This window comes from Paenibacillus lupini (assembly GCF_011761355.1).
Taxonomy (GTDB): Bacteria; Bacillota; Bacilli; order Paenibacillales; family Paenibacillaceae; genus Pristimantibacillus; species Pristimantibacillus lupini.
In genome coordinates this window covers 443,649-462,035 of the sequence record NZ_JAASRW010000003.1, presented here as the reverse complement: position 1 = coordinate 462,035, position 18,387 = coordinate 443,649, and the positions used below count along the sequence as shown (strand labels likewise).

The 18,387-nt window shown below is 47.9% G+C and carries 13 protein-coding genes and 4 pseudogenes; 7 read left to right on the top strand and 10 right to left on the bottom strand.

Annotated features, from left to right (window positions below):
• Window positions 1–107 precede the first annotated feature (107 nt).
• Together FHS17_RS11675 and FHS17_RS11670 are read left to right on the top strand one after the other, a co-directional pair.
• Complete coding sequence (locus FHS17_RS11675; RefSeq protein WP_167278573.1) at window positions 108–4,004, top strand: galactose-binding domain-containing protein; 3,897 nt, start codon at window positions 108–110, stop codon at window positions 4,002–4,004.
• Between the two features lie 262 nt (window positions 4,005–4,266).
• Entirely contained in the window at window positions 4,267–4,812 is a 546-nt protein-coding gene (locus FHS17_RS11670; RefSeq protein WP_167278572.1) for an HD domain-containing protein, read from the top strand.
• A gap of 9 nt (window positions 4,813–4,821) precedes the next feature.
• Here FHS17_RS11670 and FHS17_RS11665 read toward each other — a convergent pair whose 3' ends face one another.
• From FHS17_RS11665 to FHS17_RS11645, 5 genes and pseudogenes are all read right to left on the bottom strand, one after another.
• Entirely contained in the window at window positions 4,822–5,415 is a 594-nt protein-coding gene (locus FHS17_RS11665; RefSeq protein ID WP_167278571.1) for a hypothetical protein, read from the bottom strand.
• A gap of 158 nt (window positions 5,416–5,573) precedes the next feature.
• Window positions 5,574–6,497 (bottom strand): DMT family transporter, encoded by a 924-nt coding sequence (locus tag FHS17_RS11660; RefSeq protein WP_167278921.1) that lies wholly within the window; start codon window positions 6,495–6,497, stop codon window positions 5,574–5,576.
• A 167-nt stretch (window positions 6,498–6,664) separates the two neighbouring features.
• Window positions 6,665–6,838, bottom strand: a pseudogene (locus tag FHS17_RS11655) (small acid-soluble spore protein H); the annotation flags it as partial.
• A 74-nt stretch (window positions 6,839–6,912) separates the two neighbouring features.
• Complete coding sequence (locus FHS17_RS11650; RefSeq protein ID WP_167278569.1) at window positions 6,913–7,224, bottom strand: luciferase domain-containing protein; 312 nt, start codon at window positions 7,222–7,224, stop codon at window positions 6,913–6,915.
• Window positions 7,225–7,285: 61 nt separating this feature from the next.
• A complete protein-coding gene (locus FHS17_RS11645; protein WP_167278568.1) occupies window positions 7,286–8,563 on the bottom strand; it encodes an adenylosuccinate synthase in 1,278 nt (425 codons plus the stop codon).
• Window positions 8,564–8,671: 108 nt separating this feature from the next.
• On the opposite strand from FHS17_RS11645, the pseudogene FHS17_RS11640 reads away from it, so the two are divergent.
• Window positions 8,672–9,554: pseudogene (locus FHS17_RS11640) on the top strand (LysR family transcriptional regulator).
• Between the two features lie 109 nt (window positions 9,555–9,663).
• On the opposite strand, the gene FHS17_RS11635 reads toward FHS17_RS11640, so the two are convergent.
• From FHS17_RS11635 to FHS17_RS11615, 4 genes and pseudogenes are all read right to left on the bottom strand, one after another.
• Complete coding sequence (locus FHS17_RS11635; protein ID WP_167278567.1) at window positions 9,664–9,951, bottom strand: hypothetical protein; 288 nt, start codon at window positions 9,949–9,951, stop codon at window positions 9,664–9,666.
• Between the two features lie 402 nt (window positions 9,952–10,353).
• On the bottom strand, window positions 10,354–10,953 hold the full coding sequence (locus FHS17_RS11630; protein WP_167278566.1) for a ferric reductase-like transmembrane domain-containing protein: 600 nt from the start codon (window positions 10,951–10,953) through the stop codon (window positions 10,354–10,356).
• Window positions 10,937–11,803, bottom strand: a pseudogene (locus FHS17_RS30535) (FAD:protein FMN transferase). The gene FHS17_RS11630 and the pseudogene FHS17_RS30535 overlap by 17 nt, the downstream one beginning before the upstream one ends.
• Window positions 11,804–11,890: 87 nt before the next feature.
• On the bottom strand, window positions 11,891–12,154 hold the full coding sequence (locus FHS17_RS11615; protein WP_167278563.1) for a hypothetical protein: 264 nt from the start codon (window positions 12,152–12,154) through the stop codon (window positions 11,891–11,893).
• A 206-nt stretch (window positions 12,155–12,360) separates the two neighbouring features.
• On the opposite strand from FHS17_RS11615, the gene FHS17_RS11610 reads away from it, so the two are divergent.
• The 4 genes and pseudogenes from FHS17_RS11610 (at window position 12,361) to FHS17_RS11590 (ending at window position 17,835) form a co-directional block, all read left to right on the top strand.
• Entirely contained in the window at window positions 12,361–13,497 is a 1,137-nt protein-coding gene (locus tag FHS17_RS11610; protein WP_167278562.1) for a GGDEF domain-containing protein, read from the top strand.
• Window positions 13,498–13,569: 72 nt separating this feature from the next.
• Window positions 13,570–14,547 (top strand): ornithine cyclodeaminase family protein, encoded by a 978-nt coding sequence (locus FHS17_RS11605; protein WP_167278561.1) that lies wholly within the window; start codon window positions 13,570–13,572, stop codon window positions 14,545–14,547.
• Window positions 14,548–14,559: 12 nt separating this feature from the next.
• The gene (locus tag FHS17_RS11600) at window positions 14,560–15,720 is read left to right on the top strand and encodes a dipeptidase (protein ID WP_167278560.1); all 1,161 of its coding nucleotides are present in this window, start codon (window positions 14,560–14,562) and stop codon (window positions 15,718–15,720) included.
• Between the two features lie 15 nt (window positions 15,721–15,735).
• A pseudogene (locus FHS17_RS11590) lies at window positions 15,736–17,835 on the top strand (CocE/NonD family hydrolase).
• Window positions 17,836–17,909: 74 nt separating this feature from the next.
• Here FHS17_RS11590 and FHS17_RS11585 read toward each other — a convergent pair.
• Window positions 17,910–18,275, bottom strand: coding sequence for a winged helix-turn-helix transcriptional regulator (locus FHS17_RS11585; protein ID WP_167278558.1), 366 nt, complete (start codon window positions 18,273–18,275; stop codon window positions 17,910–17,912).
• Window positions 18,276–18,387: the final 112 nt, after the last annotated feature.

Genomic DNA, 18,387 nt, shown 5'->3' with positions numbered 1-18,387 from the left:
TTTTAAGCTCGCAACATATTCGACTAGCTAATGCTTTCGAAGCAAGAATCATCACAAACGGCATAATCCTAGCTGTTTGTGTGATCATTCTTTTTAGGAGGTTTCTTATGTTAGGAATAAGTAAAAGGTTAAACCGCAATCCGTTTGTGATGTTCTCATTAGCGTTCGTCATCCTTTTATCCCAGCTTACGCTCTACCCTTCTACCTCTTCGGCGGCAGGCGGTTCTAACCTTGCTATAGGCAAGACCGTAACAGCGAGCGGCTATGCCGATGTATACGTGGCCGGCAATGTGGCTGATGGCAATCAAGCTACGTATTGGGAAAGTGCGAACAACGCCTTTCCGCAATGGGTTCAAGTCGATCTAGGTGCCAGCACCAGTATTGATCAGGTTATAATCAAGATCCCTGCTGGCTGGGAAACCCGCACGCAAACCCTCTCTGTACAAGGCAGCACCAATGGCTCGACATTTACTAATATCGTTGGCTCAGCCAGTTATGTCTTTAATCCTACGGTGAATAACAATTCGGTTACAATCAACTTCTCGGCAGCCAGCACACGTTATGTTCGCCTGAATATCACCGCTAACACTGGCTGGCAGGCTGGACAAATTTCCGAATTCGAAATCTATGGGGCAGCTGTTACTCCACCACCATCCGGTACTTACCAAGCTGAAAGTGCAGCACTATCAGGCGGTGCCAAAGTGAACACAGACCATACCGGTTACTCCGGTACAGGTTTTGTTGACGGTTACTGGACGCAAGGTGCAGCAACGACCTTCACCGCAAATGTGGCTTCTGCAGGCAGCTATGATGTCTCGCTCAAATATGCAAACTCCCAAGGAGCTTCACGCACATTGAGCATTTACGTCAACGGTACTAAGATCCGCCAAACGACATTGAACAATCTGGCCAACTGGGATACTTGGGGAACCAAGACAGAAACGCTGACGTTGAATGCCGGCAATAACACAATTGCCTACAAATACGACGCAACCGATTCCGGCAACATTAACCTGGACCAAATTTCAGTAGCTGCTTCGGCGACTCCGACTCCGACGCCGACTCCAACTCCAACGCCTACACCGACACCGACTCCTACACCAACGCCTACACCAACGCCTACAGCGACGCCGACTCCTACACCTACACCTATACCTACACCTACACCTACACCTACACCTACACCTACACCTACACCTACACCTACACCTCCTGCAGGCTCATCAAATGTAGCATTAGGCAAGACCATTACCGCTTCATCCTCTACTTTTACTTTTGTAGCAGCTAACGGCAATGACGGCAGCACAGCTACTTATTGGGAAGGTGGCAGTAGTCCTAGCCAATTAACGATTGATCTAGGTGCTAATCATGACATTACTTCCGTCGTTGTGAAACTTAATCCTGCGACCGAATGGAGCACGCGCACCCAAACGATTCAAGTGCTGGGTGCTAACCAAAGCACAACAGCCTTGAGCAATCTGGTTTCCGCACAGTCGTATACCTTCAACCCAACTTCCGGCAACTCGGTAACCATTCCGGTCACTGCTACTGCTAGCAAGGTTCAATTAAATATTTCGGCCAACTCTGGAGCACCAGCTGGTCAGGTGGCAGAATTCGAGATTTATGGTACACCAGCTGCTAACCCGGATCTGACAATCACAGGCATGACCTGGACGCCTTCCGCTCCGGTTGAAACGGATGCCATTACCCTCAGTGCAACGGTGAAAAATATCGGCAATGCCGGCTCCCCAGCCTCTTCGGTTAACTTCTATCTGGGCAGCGAGCTTGTTGGATCTGCTCCTGTTGCTGCACTCGCCTCTAATGCAATAGCTACTGTATCGGTGAATGCCGGAGCAAGAAATGCAGGCAGCTATCCGGTCAGCGCCAAAGTCGACGAGAGCAACACGGTGATTGAGCAAAATAATAACAACAACAGCTACAGCAACTCGGCTGGTTTTACGGTAGCAGCTGTACAAAGCTCGGACCTGATCGTCTCGACGACCTGGAATCCAAGCAATCCAAGCGCAGGTAATTCGGTTACTTTTACAACGAATCTGAAAAACCAAGGCAACATCGCTTCAGCCAGCGGCGCTCATGCCATTACCGTTACACTGAAAAATGCAGCCGGAGCAACTGTTCAGTCGTGGAACGGTACTTATAATGGCTCCCTTGCTGCAGGCCAATCGGTCAACGTTACAATGGGCACTTGGACAGCTGTTAACGGCAGTTACTCGGTAACGACTACGGTTGCGGCTGACGGCAGTGAAGTCAGCACGAAGCAGACCAATAACACCAACGCAGTAAGCCTGTACTCGGGCCGCGGCGCAAATATGCCGTTTACGATTATGGAAGCAGAGTCGACTTCGAATACAACCAACGGTACGAAATTAGCTCCTAACTTCAAGCCAGGTGATTTTGCCGGTGAAGCTTCCGGACGTTCCGCTGTTCAGCTTGATGCAACAGGTGAATATGTCGAGTTTACACTCACGTCCCCGGCGAATGCTTTTGTCCTCCGCAACGCTGTTGCTGAGAATACAACTGGTACAGTAAGTGTCTATGCAAATGGGGTAAGCAAAGGGAAGTTTAACGTCTCTTCCAAGTTCTCTTACCTGTACGCAACACCAAGTACGCTTGGCCGTCTTGGCTATGACAATGCATCTGGCGCAGGCCTCACTGCTTACTGGCTCTACGAAGATTCGCAGCTTATGCTGGATCAAGTGTATCCCGTTGGAACAAAGATTAAGATTCAGAAGGATGCAGGAGATGTACCTTGGATCTATGTTGACATGATCGAGACGGAAAATGTCGCACCGGCGCAAGCGAACCCGGACCCTAGCAAATACGTCGAAGTATCCTCTTCCAAATCGATCGAGCAGGCTTTGAACGAATTTAGACAGGATACTACGAAAAAAGGCATCTACATCCCTGCCGGCAATTGGACGATTAACAGTAAGATCTTCCTCTACGGACGTGCAACGGAAATTGTAGGCGCTGGTCCTTGGTATACGAAGCTGGTCGCTCCTCAAGACCAATCGAATACAGATGTGGGCTTCAACATCGGCTCGGCGGCAAACGGCTCGACCATCCGTGACCTCTCCGCATGGGGCAACTACATTTACCGGACTGACGGACCGGGTAAATTCATTGACGGTAACGGCATGCAGAACGTAACGGTTCAGAACATTTGGGTCGAGCATTTCATCTGCCTCTACTGGGGCGTGAACTCCTCCAACAATACGTTCAAGAACAACCGGATCAAGAACACATTCGCAGACGGTATTAACATGACGAATGGTTCCTCCAACAATGTCATCGACAACAACTATGCTCGTGGAACGGGGGATGACTCCTTCGCCTTGTTCAGCGCTGCCGATGCAGGCGGTTCCTACAATGTAGGCAACAAATACACCAACCTGACAGCAACTAACGTCAGACGTGCAGCTGCTTTTGCCGTATACGGTGGATCGAATAACCTATTCCAAAACCTGTATGGTGCTGATACTCTGACTTATCCAGGCATCACAATCAGCAGCTACAGCTTTGGCTACAATACACTTGGCTTTGGTGATCAAGACACCGTTATTGACGGAGCAACTCTGGATCGCACCGGCGGAGACTTCTGGACCAGCGTTGGCGCCGATGACAAAATTAACGATTATCAGAACTTTGGCGCGATCTGGATCTACGGTGGAGACCGGGCAATCAAGAACATTCTGATCAAAAATGTAGACATCAACAATCCGGTCTACTTCGGCCTTATGTTCCAGTCCATGACGCCTAACAATATGGTGATGCAAAATATCCGCGTCGAGAACGTCAACATCAACAACCCGACCCGCTACGGCATCAAGCTTGTGTTACGTGCTGAGCAAGGCCAAGGCCCTGCTTACGGCGGCGCAAGCTTCACGAACGTGAAGGTCAACAATCCAGGTATCTCCGCGATCTACGGCGAAGCCGCAAGCCCGAACTTCACCGTAACGAGAGTATCAGGGAACAACTGGTAGGCAATAAATGAAGAGGCCCTCCCATCTGTCATCCAAGATGACGATGAGAGGGCCTCTTTTTTCTCGTTCGGTCTTGCTGGGACAGCTTAACGATGCGCCGCATCGTTAAGACCACACTAACGCTACTTTTCTACCGCCTTTACGATGTCGGACATCGTTAAGGCGTGTGTAAAGAAAATATGTCCTTCGCCTTCTCGACATCAAAGTCAGCTGCCCGTAAACTTTCTTTATACCCCAAATTAATCCTAAAGGAGCTGATCCAATGAGCTTAGTAGATATGGCTATCGAGTTTGCCGCTACAGCCCATCAATCCCAATACCGTAAAGGAACAAATACGCCATATATTTCCCATCCGTTTGGTGTGGCCATGATCCTATCGTCGTATCTCTGCAGCGAGAAGGTTATTATTGCCGCCCTGCTTCATGATCTTCTGGAGGATACCGATGTTACGGAACAGCAGCTGATTGAAAAGTTTGGCCATGAAATCACTTCCATTGTGAAGGCTTGTTCCGAACCGGATAAATCACTCACCTGGGAAGAAAGGAAAACCCATACGATCGAGAATATCCCTACTGATCCGCTCGAAGTACGCTTAGTTGCCTGCGCAGACAAACTGCATAATCTGCGAAGCATGAAACGGGATTATGAAGCATTTGGCCCTGATTTCTGGTCACGTTTTAAAAGAGGCGAGAAAGAGCAGGCCTGGTACTACAAAAGCCTTGCTGATACATTCGTAAAAGCTGAAGATAGCCAACAGCATCCGCTATTCGCCCAGTTTATTTATGAAGTAAATGATTTCTTCAATTAAACATAAACCTCATTTCAAAACAAACTGTCCATCAACATAACCGGGGTTTTTCAAATGCTTTTTCATAAGCTCATTGGATATCTCAAGAGCCTGCTCCCGGTTCATTGCCGGCCCAGCAAACATCAAGCCATCTTCTCCATTCCAGCCGCTTCTGGTTGAATTGTCCACAGTTGCAGCTTCCTTCATTCTCAAAAAAGTGACTTTACTGAAATCCGAGCTCGCGAATAAAACACCATAACCATACGTCAATGGAACCCCAATTCCTGACACTGACTCATCGAAATAACCATATATAATTGGCCCATATCCATTTTTATCAAAGTGGATCGTCGTCTTCCTGCTATCCTCTGGTACAGGAATCGTATCGTTAGCGAACGTAATTGTCCCTTTAAATGTTCGGAGACCTTTTACATTTCTAGACCAAGAGCCCTTTAGTGTTACGGTCTCAGGTTGAGTGTTATCCGCATTTGTGCCTCCAAGTTGATAATTAACTCCAACAATTGTTGTATCAACTAAATGACTTCGTGTCCAAGCTATATACCAAACAGAGATACCACCAATAACGAGTATAAGTAAGGATAAGATCCATTTTTTAGTGAGCAACTGACATTCCACCTCCCGAACAACCATCCACCCACATATATAGAATAAATTGTAAAACATAATACATCAATGACTAATCATAACTAAAAGAAAAACACCTTCTAAGCACTCCACATCCTGAAATGATGGAGCTTCCTTGAAGGTGTTTAATAATATTATTATTTTCTAACGTTAACTCCTGCCTTTAAACCTACACGCCAAAGCGGCGGAAGCTGCGGCACGATCATGCCTACCAACATGAACAAACAGCCAATTCCCGCGCGAACACCAAGTATCTCATCAAGCAGCAGATATCCTCCAATCGCGGCAAATACCGTTTCCAAGCTTAGAATAATTGCCGCTTGTGTAGGATGTGCACTTTTTTGCCCAACAATCTGCAATGTATACGCAATACCAACCGAACAGATCCCGCCGTACAAAAGTGGAATTATCGCATCGGACAACCCAGCTAGCTCTACTGTTTCTGTAGAGAAGGCCGCCATGAAGCTTAACAGCGAACAGGTCAAAATCTGCACTAACGATAGCTTCAGCACATCCGTCTTTCTCGAAAAGCTGTCGATCATCAGAATATGTACGGACCAGAATAGTGCACCCACAAGCTCGTACAGATCGCCTTTACCAAGTGTTAGTTCATCTGTCATACATAATAAATAAAGGCCAATGACCGCGAGTATCGCACCCACGGCACTGTTTATCCCAAGCCGCTGCTTCAGGAACAAACCAAAGAAAGGTACGATAACAATGTACAGCCCCGTAACAAAAGCTGCTTTTCCCGCAGTCGTGTACATCAGTCCAATTTGCTGCAAAGATGCGCCAGCGAACAAAATAAGTCCCGAACAAAGCCCGTACATCGAGGCACTCTTAAATGATGAGCGAAGCTGCATTGGCGTCTGATCGGATTTTCGATCCATCACCCATATGAGCGGAACCAAAGAAAGTGCCCCTAGTGCAAATCTGACCGCATTAAAAGTAAAAGGCCCTGTATGCTCCATTCCCTGCCGCTGTGCTACAAAAGCGAATCCCCATATTAAAGCGGCGATTAATAATAGTAAACTCGATTTTAATTGCCCTTGTTGTTTCATCAATTACGTCTCTCCCGGCTTCACACGATCTAAAAGTTAATTATACAAAAACAAAGCACAGCGGTCATCCGCTATGCTCTGTTCTGCGAAAAGCTTTATTCTTCCATTCCACCGTCGGATACCCGACAAGCCACTTGATCAACTTCCATAGCCATCATAGCTGAAGGCTCAGCTAAGCTGCGTAAGGGTACTTCAATTTCTTGATCCGGCTCAGCAAGAGGATAAATCCGGGCTGTCCCTTTTTCTTCATCCACATGCTGAATATAAACCGGGATCCCGTTATAACTCACATCTGCCATAATCGGAGATGCCGCAATCTCTGTTGCCCGATTAACATCCATCGCCATAACCTCCTCTGCTTCAAACTCATTACAGTATGAGCGGAGGAGGAATGGAATATGCACCCAATTAGGCGTTAGATCTCATCTTTCCCTTTTGCAAACCGTTCATAGTTGAACCTAAGAAGCTCAATCGCATGTGCAACATCTTCTTCGGTATTTAAATAAATTGACACCCATCCTGAATCGGGAAGAATATGATGAGCTTTCGCTTTTCCGACATTCACAGCGTCATCACGCTTGCCCTTTGGCAATAGCAGGTCAACAAGCTGCTCGCCATGAAGATGGCCAATTTCTCTACCGTCAACAACGAACTCAATTCCTCCGAACCGATGCGGCCCCGACGTTACCCCTGGCCAGGACAGCAGTACTTCTGTAACCTTCCCCATCAAATAGTCCCTCCGTTCTACTACCTTAATGGATGTTATTACAGCTTAACTATTCGTATGTCTATCGTGTTATGACCTGATCACGTCTTGGACCAACAGAAACGGTTGCGATCACAACGCCAATCTCCGACTCAATAAATTCTACATATTGTCTGGCTTCAGCCGGCAGCTCGTCGTAATGTTTGATCCCCGATAGATCACACTTCCATCCAGGCAGCTGCTTGAACACCGGTTTAGCAGAGGCCAGTCTCGATGTGATTGGAAACTGATCAGTGATGCCGTCCTCCATCTCGTAACCGATGCATACGGGGATTTCGTCTAAGTAACCTAATACATCCAAATTCGTTAGCACCACCGAGGTCGCTCCTTGCAAACGACATCCATAACGGGTTGCCACAGCATCAAACCAGCCTACACGTCTCGGCCGTCCCGTTGTTACGCCATATTCCCCGGCGTCCCCGCCTCGCTGCCTGAGTGCTTCAGCCTCTGCTCCATCCAATTCAGAGACAAAAGGTCCCGCGCCTACACAACTGGAGTAGGCTTTCGTTACGGCTATCACCTCCGAAATGGCGTATGGGGGAAGCCCTGCTCCAACAGAAGCAAACCCTGCTAGTGTAGAGGATGATGTGGTAAAAGGATACACACCATGATCTGGATCTCGCAGTGCTCCCAATTGACCCTCGAGCAAAATATTTTGGCCATTCATATAAGCCTTCTGAAGTAAAGCCGTAGTATCGCCGATATATGGAGCTAGAAACTCTGCTTGCTTATGCAATTGCGGCATCCACTCTTCAGCTTCTATTGGTGATTGTCCGTAAAAATGCTCGAGGAGTACATTTTTAGCCTCCAGCAGCCGAGCAATACGTTCGCGCAGCCGATTGGTCTCCAGCAGATCCGAGGCCTGAATGCCAAGCTTCATATATTTATCTGCATAAAAAGGGGCAATTCCCCGTCTAGTCGAACCAAAGCTGTTCTTACCTAGCCGCTTTTCTTCAAGCTGGTCAAACAGCTTATGAATAGGCAGTACAATCTGAGCTCGATCGGAAATCATTAATTGTGGAAGCGGAACTCCTCTTGAGGATAAAGCCTCGAGTTCTTCCGACAATACGTCGATATCCAGCGCAACTCCTGGTCCAATGATATTCATCACATTCGGATTAAAAACACCTGATGGAAGCATATGCAGCGCAAACTTGCCAAAGTCATTAATAATCGTATGCCCCGCATTGCTCCCACCTTGATAACGGACTACATAGGAAGATTGTGCAGCAAGCACATCTGTCATTTTGCCCTTTCCTTCGTCTCCCCAATTTGCTCCTACAATTGCCGTAACAGCCATCTTCTCAACCCCCGGTCATTTATTACTTACAAAGCTAATGATAAAGGCAAAGAAGTGTATTAGAATAATTCATATAACTAATATCCGATATAAATGTGAGGAATACCTATGGAAGTTAACTTGGAATGGTATCGTGTCTTTTATTGGATTGCGAAGACAGGAAGCTTATCACGAGCAGCTGAACAGCTGCATATTACGCAGCCTGCAGTTAGTCATACGATTAAGCAGCTCGAGAGTACATTGGGAGGGCAGCTCTTCTTCCGAACACCAAGGGGCGTAACCTTAACAACGGAAGGCTCCGTTTTGCTGCAATATATTGAGCAAGCGTTCCACTCTGTCGAAATTGGTGAAAAGGCTATTGCTGAAATGAACAACCTGAATAGCGGTGAGATCACAATAGGAGCCAGCGACACGTTGTGCAAGCATTATTTGCTGCCCTATCTGGAGCAATTCCATAAAGAGCATCCCGGCATACCGAATTCGGATAACGAATCGAACAACACCAGAAACACTCGGGCTGCTAAAAGAAGGGAAGATTGATTGCGGTATTGTAAGTACGCCGCTATCAGATAAACAAGTTGATATTCGTGAAAGCACACCTCTGCAAGACTGTCTCGTTGGAGGCACAGGATACCAAGCACTAGCAGCAAGCTCTCCAATGCCTCTTGAACAATTAAACGAATATCCTTTGCTTTTACTCGAGAAAGGAAGCTATACCAGGCGTTACTTGGATGACTATGCGGCATCGCACGACATAACGCTGTCACCGGAATTTGAACTTGGCAGCGTAGATCTTCTTGTCCAATTTGCGAGAAGTGGGTTTGGTCTTGCGTTTGTCATTCGTAACTTTGTACTTGAGGAATTGCAGCGAGGCGAGCTGGTTGAAATTCCATTAAGCCCCTCCATACCTGCTCGTCCGATTGGAATTGCAACCTTGCGAGGAGTTCCTTTATCTGCGGCAACGAAGTCCTTTCTTGGTTTATTACCTTAACTTTACGAAAAAACACAAAGGCCGGAGCACTCCCTAAGGGAGCTCCGGCCTATCATATCCGAAGATACGCAGTCCTCTCTAGCGGCTCGAACTGCTGCATCTGTGAGTCTTATAGTTTACCTTTCAAGTCCATCAAATACTTAAACAGTACAGCGAGGGCGCCCACGTAGTAGCCGACCAAAACTAGCCAGCCTGTTACATCCATTGCAGCAAGGCCTGCAAGAAGGAGCAGCGGGAGCACATAGTAAACCATGTCTTTCAAATAGCCTAACACGAAGTCTGTTGAGAATTTTCCTCCTGTTACCATTTTGAACAAATCAACTAATAAGTTGGCTGCCATTGAGCCCATTACGACCCACATTGCGACTTCCATCCAAAGTGTAAATGATCCTAGCACTTTTCATCACCTCCGAATTAGAGGAATGTGATACGCTTACATTTTATGCAGGCAGCTCGCAAGTTGTCTCCACCATCAGCCTGTATCAACGTATATTCTCGAAAAATAAAAAAGCGTGCTTATTGGATACAAGAAAACCTGTGAATGGGACGGAGAAGAATGGTAGGCGCTGCACAAAAATAAGACCCTGCAGGGGTCTTATCAGATAGAAAAGTTGTTGGTATGTAAGTGATAAGGCCCTCGTAGGATCTTATCGCTGTCAAAATGGCGCGTAGACGGGGTGAAATGATGGGACTAGCGCGAAATAAGACCCTGCGGGGGTCTTATTTCGTGAAAAAGTAGCTGGTATGTGGAAGATAAGACCCTCGCAGTGTCTTATCTCTTGTATGTGGACTTTTCAGCTCAGCGAACAGGTGGCTTAACAGGCGGATAGGCCAGCCGTCCGTTCTTCGGAGCCTCAAGTGTTTTAGATTTCAAAGTAGCAACCCTATACCACGTCAGCAAAACTACGATAACACCTGTCGACCAATACATCGCCTGAGCCCATGGATAATGGGAGTCTGAGCCGATCAGGAGGCCATGTGTAAGAGACAGAAAGTAACCGGGAAAAGCCAGCATATGCGTCATTTTCCATACTTTTTTGCCAAGCCTTTTCATCAGATCAGAAGACAGGATTACGATGAAGGTGAAGTAAAAAGATAATGTGCCTAGGCCAGTCAAAATAGGATGCGAGTCAGACGTGAAAGGAATCAACACATCGCTGATTGAATAGCCTACATATTGATCAAACCACAGCACCGAGCCATGAATCATTCCGAATAGAAACCCAAACCAGCCCGCAGTTTGATGGATGGTAAGTACGATTGGTTTGGCTTTATTTTTGACCAGACGAAGTCCCATTGTTATGCCTGCAACCGTTGATAGAAACAGAAACAAATACGAGGTAATGCCTGAAGCACGTGTAGTCGTCCATACAGTAAAAGCTTCAATAACTCCATGCATGAAGAAGCTCCCCTTCCTCCACATACTGCCCAATCATACCAACTGTCCGTATGGAACCGTCATGCAGAACGCCTATTGCCGCACAGGAAGGATGATGACTAGCTAACCAATCAAAGCCTTGCTCCGAACCAAGAATAAGTACGCATTTGGCATACACTTCAGCGTCTACAAGATGCGGGGCAAAGAGCGTAACCTGAGCAAGATCACAGCGGACAGAGGCCCCTGTATGCGGATGAATAATATGATGATGGGACTGTCCCAAATGATCCTTCCACTGCCGTTACACCGTGCTGCTCGTGACGATTCCGGCTGGGTAACGCACGCGAAGTGTCATCAAGTCCCGGCTCGTCTCCCACGGATCACCGATGCTGACTGTCCAGCCCTCTTCCGGTACTCCCCATAATGTAATGTCGCCCCCCGCTCCAATTGCCCCAGAACGAATGCCTGCTTGCTGAAGCATGAGAGATAGTTGATGGGTACTCCAGCCTTTTGCAAAACCGCCCAGATCGACAGCAAGCTTCAGGTTAAGTCTAATGGCACCTAGATCCGGATCAAGAATTACGGGAATATCACACTCGAAGGGCTTTGACTTTATGTCGTGAATGATGACCTCTTCCTCTAGAAGCTCATAAGACTTTGAATAACCAAGCTGGCGGATCACATGTCCCAAATAGGGATTAAACAACCCTTCTGTTGCCTCATAGTATCGATTCACTTCGTTCATCACTTCATACAGCAACGTTGATGCAAGAAAAGGTTGTCCTGCCGAACGATTGAATAATGACAACTCACTATGTGGATTAAATCGGCTGAGCTTTCCTTCTACGGTGGCCATCCAGCCTTCAGACATCTCCTGCGCTCCAGCTGGCAGTCCTTTGGTAAAGAACTGCGTATTCATAGCGTAAAATCTATGCAAAGTCATGTCGAGTCCCCTCCTCTAAGATGCATGTGTCCGCATGCCTTCATCTGTTGACCCTGAGCTCGAGCCACGGCCGCGGCCTCCTAGCGGACGCTGCTGAAAGCTGTCTGTGCTGCTGCCGCCTTGTATACTCTCGTCCATTGGACTGCTGTTTATGATATCACTGCTGACCGGACTAGCCGCAGTTGTTGTCTCGGAATGATTAATTACGCCTACCATACCTGTAAATAACGCTACGCTGGAGATGCCGACAACCCACTTCACCCACTTTGGATTAGCCATCTATGTAGCCCCCTTCATCGCTTCAATGGTAATTACAGCCAGTGTATACTTCATTCCTTAAATCAATCTGAAATGGGATGCAACGTTATATCTGGTGAAAAAGACCTACTTTTTACACACAATCACTTCCAAGTGTTTCCTTTGACCTGATATAATCGACAATAACGGACATTCTTCTCGTCAGGCTGGTGACTATTATAAATATAATGCTCGATTCAACTACGATCGTTATTTTTCTTGGAATCGGATATCTGTTCACGTTTATTGTTATGAGTGCTTACTGGCATGATCTGATCAAGGCTTTACCAGTCAGAACATTCTTCGTAGCTAAATTATTGCAGTCCATCTCCTGGTTCTGTGCCGTATTACGTGGAGATATATCAGACTTTCTATCCATCACCGTTGCCAATTCATTCATGTTTATCGGAGCATCTCTGGAAATTATCTCTCTGTTACATTTAAGGAACGAATGGCATGCTGCCTTCAGAAAAATATATCTATCATTCCTCCTCCTTAGCATCGTTGGTTTTCAATTACTCCTTCATCAGAATGAGGACATACGAATCGCCTACTGCTCCATCATCCTTGTATTCCTTCTGGCACCTGTGTATCGGTTAATTAAAGGACCATCCTCATTAATGAAAGTTATAGGCTATATCTATCTATTCGTTATAGCGGCGAATATCTTCAGAGGGGTAACGGCCCTCTTTACGGATATCTCAGCAAGCTTTTACACACCTGGTATTTATCAATTGTTCTACCTGCTGACTATATACCTTCTTACCATTCTTTCGATCATGGGATTTCTACTGATGTGGAAGGAGAAAATCAATCAGGATCTGATTCGCTATGCTAGTTATGATGATCTGACCGGCACGCTTAATCGAAGAACGTTCACCGAGCATGCCAAGGATTTTCTTACTCGCTCTGCGAAGAAAAGGGAGGCTGTATCGTATTTGCTGTTTGATATCGACAGCTTTAAGGACATTAATGATACATACGGCCATCATATAGGAGATCTCGTGCTTAAAGATGTTACGAACCGGATTAAGCAGCAATTAGGGGAGAACGATCTGTTCGTGCGTTATGGAGGAGATGAGTTCGGTATCCTGTTACCCGGTAAAAACGAGGCCCAATCAAACGAATTGGCCGAGCGGATCAAGAAACTGCTCGAAACAGTTCCAAGCAGCCTGCCTGTCACTTATACCATTAGTATAGGAGTACTCACGGTTGTCCCGGATCAGCACACTCATCTGGAATCGATGTATACAAGATGTGATCAAGCCCTGTATACGGCCAAACGCAACGGTCGAAACAGCATTTTCCGCAGTCAGGCTGGCTAGATAACACTCCCGAATGCTTTTGAGGTAAAATAAAGTTGTTCTTTTATTCGGAAGCAAGCAGGTGAGCGCAGCATGATAATCATTGACCGCAATGAAGTATTCGAGCTATTGTCCATGGAATCATGCATTACTCTCATGGAAGATGTATTAACTGACTTATCTAGTGGACAAGCTGAGCAGCAGCTCAGATCTGTCGTACCCGTCCGTCAGGGCGGCTTAATGGGACTCATGCCTGCTTATCTCGTCCGCCAAGAAGTTGTCGGAGCGAAGCTGATCAGCGTCTTCCCGCATAACCATGATCGTGGACTGCCTTCCCATCAGGGCGTTATTGCCTTATTTGATGCGGAGAATGGCGCCATGAACGCCATTGTTGACGGACGCCGGGTTACCGCGATCCGCACAGCCGCTGTTAGTGCAGCAGCAACCAAGCTGCTGGCAAGAGCTGACTCGCGAACACTTGCATTGATTGGTACGGGCGAACAAGCCCGCAGCCATCTAGAAGCGCTGCTTCTCGTGTGCCCTATTAAGCTTGTCCGTGTGTGGAGTCCAAACACGGCACATGCGTTTAAGTTTCAGTCGGAGATGAGTGCCCTTTACCCCGATTTGACCATTGCAGCTGCGGACTCCGCGAAGCAAGCTGTTGCGGATGCCGACATCATTTGTACCATCACCTCTTCGACAGTGCCTGTCTTACAAGGCAAGTGGATTCCAGAAGGTGCCCATATTAATGCCGTTGGAGCCTGCCGTGCTCAAGATCGAGAGCTCGCGACAGACGTTGTCGAGAAGGCGAAGCTTTACGTCGACCGTCGTGAATCCGCTCTGAATGAAGCTGGTGATTATCTGATCCCGCTTCAAGAGGGGGCTATTAACAGCGAACACATCGTCGGAGAGATTGGCGAAGTGTTACTTGGTCATGCTCCAGGAAGAGCATCAGACAAAGAAATTACGTTGTTCAAATCACTTGGTCTCGCCGTAGAGGATTTGGCAGCAGCAGCTTACATCGTTGAGCAAGCCAAGCTTCAAGGCAAAGGTATAACTATCGCAATCTAGGAGCGTGTCATCATGAGAGATCATCAAGGATTGTACAACTTTAACCTGACTCCAGAACAAGAGCAGCGGGCAAAGGACATTCACGAGAGCAGCATCATCATTGACCTGCTGTTCCAAGGCCCTCTTTCCCCTAGCGTTGTTCCTGCCGAAATATCGGCGCAAATCAAACAAGAATGTGAAGCTCTGAAGGACGACCCGATGGCGTACAGCGCCCTTCCTGCCAAACGACTGCGTCAGATGTCTGTACGCGGTGAACAAGCTGCGTTCAAAGATGAGTGGTATCGCTCCGGTATCACAGCCGGCAACCGGGAAGTAGACTTATCCAGCCCGGAAGCAATTATGACGAGTATGGGTGAGGTCCAGGAGCAGTTCGACCGAATCGATTGGCTTGTGAAAGCTCTAACGGCAGCAGATATCCGCGAAGCCAAGAGCAAAGGTCTTAAGGCTGGTATTGTTACTTCACAAGATCCAACTGGCCTTGGCAAAAACCTCGATCTTCTTGAAGCCCTTCATGGCTTTGGCCTGCGGGTCCTTCAATTAACTTATAACAATCAGAACGCTATCGCATCCGGCTGTATGGAACTGGCGAACGGCGGAGTGTCCAACTTCGGCGTAAAGTTCATCAGCAAGATGAATGAGCTTGGCATCGTTGTAGATACAAGTCATTGCGGCGAGCAAACCACGCTGGACGCATGCCGTCTGTCAACGAAGCCGGTTATCGCTTCCCATACAGGAGTAGAAGCGATCTATCCGCATCGCCGATGCAAAAGCGACGCAGAGCTTCGTGCGATCGCCGCTACAGGTGGTGTCATCGGCGTCTTCGCTATGCCATGGTTCGTTCACGAGGATCCAAAAGGAACAACAATCGACCATGTGCTTGATCATATCGATTACATCGTCCGCTTGGTAGGCGTTGATCATGTCGGTATCGGAACAGACTGGCCGATGAGCGACGTTGACTGGTCACTCGTTTATTTCAAGGAGCATATTGCACCTAAGCTTGGTTTTGCCAAAGGCGATGGTCCATCGACCGAGCTCGTTGCAGGGCTTGAGCAATATGGCATGTTCATCAACTTCACCCGTGGCCTTGTGGCCCGTGGTTATTCCGATGAAGAAGTAAGCAAAATCATCGGCGGCAACTGGCTGCGTATATTCGAACAGGTGTGGGGATAGGAGGGATACGTAAAGATGACAACTTTTAACTTTTACTGCGCTGGTGTGTACGAAGGTAAGATTCGTTTCACAGATACGAAAGTGATGCACGCCAAGGTCGATACAAGAAGACGTACGCAAATGCAGGAGCATGTACTGGATGACAGAGCAAAGTATGTTTTGCCGCTGCAAAAGATCCACGAAAATCTGTCTCTCTATCGCAAAGCAGAATGGTCCGGGGACCGCGTCATTGTAGACAACGGTGAGACGTATCACCGCCACCTCACCTATTCCGATGATCAAGGCCGTACCTCTCAAGTATGGGCGAAGCGCGGCGATACAGCAGTTGATATCGTAACCTTAGATGGCGACATTATCGCCTTCCTCTGCCCTAACCGCTATGGGATGGAGCTGATCGTTCAAGAGGGATTGGAGAAGCTGACGCCGCTTGTTGTATATGATGATCCTCTTTTATCCAAGTCTGAGTATGGCATTAATGATCTGGGTACTTTCCTTATTCCAATGAGAGATGGCCTGAGGCTAGCAACTGACGTTTACCTGCCGGAGGGCATCAAGCCGGGAACACGTCTGCCTACCATTCTGATCCGGACCTGTTACGACCGGAACGGTAAGAAAGAAAACCTTATCCGCTGGGCGAACAAAGGCTATGCCGTCGTGAACCAGGATGTACGGGGTCGTGCGGATTCCGAAGGTGAGCTAGTGCCGTTCTACTATGAACGGGAAGACGGCAGTGACACCATCGACTGGATTATTTCCCAGGACTGGTCGAATGGTGATGTTGGCATGTGGGGCGCTTCGTATCTCGGTTATGTTGTCATGGCGGCTTCCACAAGCGGACACCCGAACCTGAAAGCTGTTGTTAACGAAGTCAACGTTGGCTCTCCGTTTGTAGATACGGTCCGCTGAGGCGGTACGGTCTGCTCCTGGCCGCTCCTTTCCTGGACATTAGCTCAATCGGTTGGCACACGCACAGATTTCCAAATCTTCGGCGGCATTACCGTTGATCCGGCCAAAGCGGTTGAAGCGCGGCCAATCCGCGACATTCCGCAGCAGATGATCGGCAATGCTTCCGGGCCATGGGATTTCTGGAGCCAGCATCCAGAATACGATGAATACTGGGCGAACTGTACCCATTCGGAGCGAGCTAACCAGATTAAGGCACCAATGTTCGTCATCTCCGGCTGGTACGATGGCGACAGCCCTGGCGTGTCTGAGACATGGCGTCTGCTTACGGAGCATGATGTTCCGAACCGAAAAATCTGGCTTGGTCCGTGGGAGCATGGTCCAAACCGTGCCCGCGACCTCGAAGGCACCGCCTTCGGTGAAGATGCAGTCGTCTACGACTATGACGTCAACGTCCTTCGCTGGTTCGACCATTACCTCAAAGTTGTGCAGAATGGCATCAACGAAGAGCCCCGTGCCCGCTACTATGTCGTCGGCGAGAATAAGTGGCGTACATCTGAGGATTGGACACCGGAAGAAGCCGCAGTTACGCCTTTCTATCTCGGTAGTGACGGACGAGCGAATTCCGCCTTTGGTGATGGTAAGCTGAGCATTACTCAACCACAGCAAGACAGCAAGCCTGATGTTTATGTCTATAATCCATCCGATCCAGTGGTTGACTCCGGCGAGCGTATCCCGGAAAATCGCCGCACAATTGAGCTTCGCCAGGATGTGGTTTGTTATACGAGCGAGACGCTAGTTGAGTCGATTACCATCGCCGGTGAGCTCTCTGCCATTCTGTATGCCTCAAGCTCTGCTGTGGATACCGATTGGGTTGTGGCACTCAGCGATGTGGATGAGGCGGACAACTCAATCCTGCTGTCCAGCTACATCTTCCGGGCGAAATACCGCCACGGCTATGATAAGCCGGAGCTGCTAACGCCAGGGCAAGTGGAGCGATTTGACATTTTCATGCCAAACATCGCGCATCAATTCCCGGTTGGACACCGGATCCGCTTCTCGATTACATCGTCCAGCAAGTTCGTCGCATTCCCGAACTCGAACACAGGCCTTAACCCGTACGATGATCCGGAACCAATCTTGGCTACGCAGACAATCCATCATTCCGAACAATATCCGAGTCATGTCCTGCTTCCTGTGCTTGGAGCTTAAGATAATCATAAAGGGCCGAGATTCTCCCATGTGGAGATTCTCGGCCCTTTATTCCTATTCCAGCCATCGTCTATCTAACTCTTATCGCTGTCGTATCCTTCTCTTGCCTGCTTCACATCGTCATAATGGTCGACCGCCCAGATCTTAAGCATATTCATAATGGGAAGAAGCGACTCCCCGAGTGGCGTAAGTGAGTATTCCGTTATCGGCGGAACAGAAGGTATAAGCTTGCGGCTTACTACGCCATCCCGCTCCAGCTGCTTCAGCGTTTGAGTCAGCATTTTTTGCGAGATACCTTCAATACGCCTCTTCATTTCCCCGTAACGAATGGTGCCATCCTCCATCGCATAAATAGCCAGTGCCGTCCATTTGTTAGATATGATATCCAGCACATGACTATACCTGCATGCTTCCAGAGAGATATCCGGCAGCTTCTTCATGACTGCTCCCCTCCCTTTGTACGCACCTTTAAGTTCGTAACCGACTTTAAAGTGCCGTGTTACTAAATTTTATGACGTGCGCTATATTATGTCTATATTTTACAAAGGAGTG